The organism is Niallia sp. MER 6, assembly GCF_023714395.1.
Lineage (GTDB): Bacteria > Bacillota > Bacilli > Bacillales > Cytobacillaceae > Niallia.
In genome coordinates this window covers 1-2446 of record NZ_JAMAUK010000081.1, presented here as the reverse complement: position 1 = coordinate 2446, position 2446 = coordinate 1, and the positions used below count along the sequence as shown (strand labels likewise).

Genomic DNA, 2446 nt, shown 5'->3' with positions numbered 1-2446 from the left:
TGTTTATTGCAAAATAAAAGTACAGAGGTTTGCGAGGAATTTGTGCAGAATCTAACTGCATAAAAAATAGGCTTGCCAGCCCCTAAAATATCCCCTACTGTATGGATTGAGAGATCACAACAGTGGGAGGACATGAAAGGATGCTAGCAATGCCTGAAGTTGATTATATCAAACATTTAAGAGAAGAAGAAGACTTATCAATAAATGAAATTGCAAGAAAAACTGGTTGTAATTGGAGGACTGTGAAGAAGTACGCTGATGGAGAAAGTTTTGAAGAAACCCTTAAGTTCACCAGAAGAGGAATGATGTACGAGGAAGGATTCGGAGAAATTGTTGATGATTGGCTAGAGGAGGACATGAAACTCAAGAGAAAAGAACGGAGAACCAGCAAGAAAATCTATGAAGATCTTAGAGATAACCTTGGTTTCAAAGGGTCCTATCGGACCGTATGTGAATATATCCAGAATCGAAAGCCCCAACTCAAAGCTGCCAAGATTGAAAGACATGAGCGTTTAGAACACCCTCCGGGTGAAGCACAGGTGGACTTTGGAAATATGACTGTCGTAAAAGATGGAGCATATAAAGATATCAAAGCCCTAATCCTGAGTTTTCCACAAAGTAATACAGGATTTGGTTACCCTCTTCCCGGCGAAAATACCGAATGTTTCCTTGAAGGGCTAAAGCAGTTGTTTCACCAGGCTGGAGGCGTGCCAACCTATTTACGTATAGACAACCTGGCAGCGGCAGTTATTTCAATTGGCAAAGGGGGTAAACGGACCTACACTGACGCATTTTTAAGGTTCAAATGCCATTACGGCTTTGAAGTGCAGGCATGTAACCCATCAAGCGGGCATGAAAAAGGCAATGTGGAAAAGAAGGTTGGCTATACGAGGAATAATCTATTTACAACAGCTCCGATAATGGAGAGTTTTCCCCAATTAGCGGACTGGATGAAGGAGGAAATGGAAAAGGATAGGCAACGTCTCCACTATGAAAAAAATGTGTTGATTGATGAGCTGTGGGAAGAGGATAAAAAGCATTTGAAGGCCTTGCCTTTAACGGATCTTTCGATTTACTCAGTGAAATCAGCAACAGTTAATAAATACGGGGAAATTGAAGTAGACGGTGATAAATTTGTTATCCACAAAGCGAGAATGAAACAAGCATTAGTTCTCAAAATGGAATGGGATCGATTCACCTGTTTTACAAATGACGGGGAAATTGTTTACCAAGAAGACCGGCCTTATATGAATACGACAAGAGTGATTCCCTGGAATGATATATTAATAGATTGGGAAAAGAAGCCACGATCCGTGAGGTATTCACGCTTTTTCAAGTATTTGCCGGAGAAGGTCCAAACGTATCTGACGATACGATCAGAGGAAACCAGATCCCGGGTGAAGGGGATAAAGAAATTATTAGAAAAGCATTCGCTAAATGATATTGATTCGGCCTTAGAATTGGAGGAACGGTTTGAAAGAGCTCCGCATGAACTGGGGTATATCCTGGAAGCCAAAGAAGCTACTTATCCAGAGAAATTAAACGAAGTGCACACGCCGGAGATATTGCTTAATTATGAAACCGATTTGCATACTTATGACAAGGTTCTATGTCCTTCCTTGGAAGGGTGTGTTTCCTGATGGCTGATTTAAAGGCTATTTGTAAGACACTCCACCTTGCCCATATTATCCAGGAATTCGAGGAAGTCCCTTTTGAAAGTAAAGAGCAATTTCTTCGTGATGTTCTATCAATTGAAGTCAATTCAAGGCAGACCACCAAAGTCGCCAGGCTGATAAAAAAGGCCAAATTTAGGGAACTTAAATGGCTTAGGGACTATGAGTGGTCCGAGCAGCAGCACTTGCCAGCGACAACCTCGAAAGAGGCAATCTGTGACCTCCGCTTTATAAAGGAAAAACAGAACCTACTGCTTATGGGAACGCCTGGCACGGGAAAAACGCACTTGGGAATGGCTTTGGGAGTAAAGGCTTGTGAAATGGGGTATGAGGTCCGTTTCTTCCGAGTAGCTGATTTAGTCGGCCAATTAGAGGAAGCGATGAAAGGAGGTTCTTTACACAAGATAAAACGCCAGATTGAGAAGTGCGATTTGCTTATACTAGATGAATTGGGATACGTCCCTTTTCAAAAGCAAGGATCAGAATTATTGTTTCACATTATTGCGGACTGTTATGAGCATAAGAGTGTGATTGTAACCTCTAATCTGGAATTTGGTCAATGGAATCGAGTTTTTGGGGATAATCGTTTAACTTCTGCCCTGGTGGATAGATTAGTGCATCACGCCCATGTCATTGCGTTCACCGGGGAAAGTTACCGGTTGAAAAATGCACTTTCTTCAATCAAAACACAAGATGGAATTTAATGTAAACACTAGCTGCAAGCCTATGTAAATTTCGCTGCATTTTTCTGCACTTTTTGCTTGCAAAAAACA

Annotated in this window: 2 protein-coding genes; both read left to right on the top strand. The window is 41.5% G+C overall.

Annotated features, from left to right (window positions below):
* Positions 1–140: 140 nt before the first annotated feature.
* Positions 141–1640 carry an IS21 family transposase gene (gene istA / locus M3600_RS28210; RefSeq protein WP_144547280.1) on the top strand — a complete coding sequence of 500 codons (1500 nt, stop codon included), beginning with the start codon at positions 141–143 and terminating at the stop codon, positions 1638–1640.
* A complete protein-coding gene (gene istB, locus M3600_RS28205; RefSeq protein ID WP_396897822.1) occupies positions 1640–2377 on the top strand; it encodes an IS21-like element helper ATPase IstB in 738 nt (245 codons plus the stop codon). Before istA ends, istB begins: the two co-directional genes overlap by 1 nt.
* Positions 2378–2446: the final 69 nt, after the last annotated feature.

What these genes read in the sequence shown, in the direction of transcription:
- istA (WP_144547280.1), top strand. Translation starts at nt 141, where the DNA reads ATGCTAGCAATGCCTGAAGTTGATTATATCAAACATTTAAGAGAAGAA.
- istB (WP_396897822.1), top strand. Translation starts at nt 1,640, where the DNA reads ATGGCTGATTTAAAGGCTATTTGTAAGACACTCCACCTTGCCCATATT.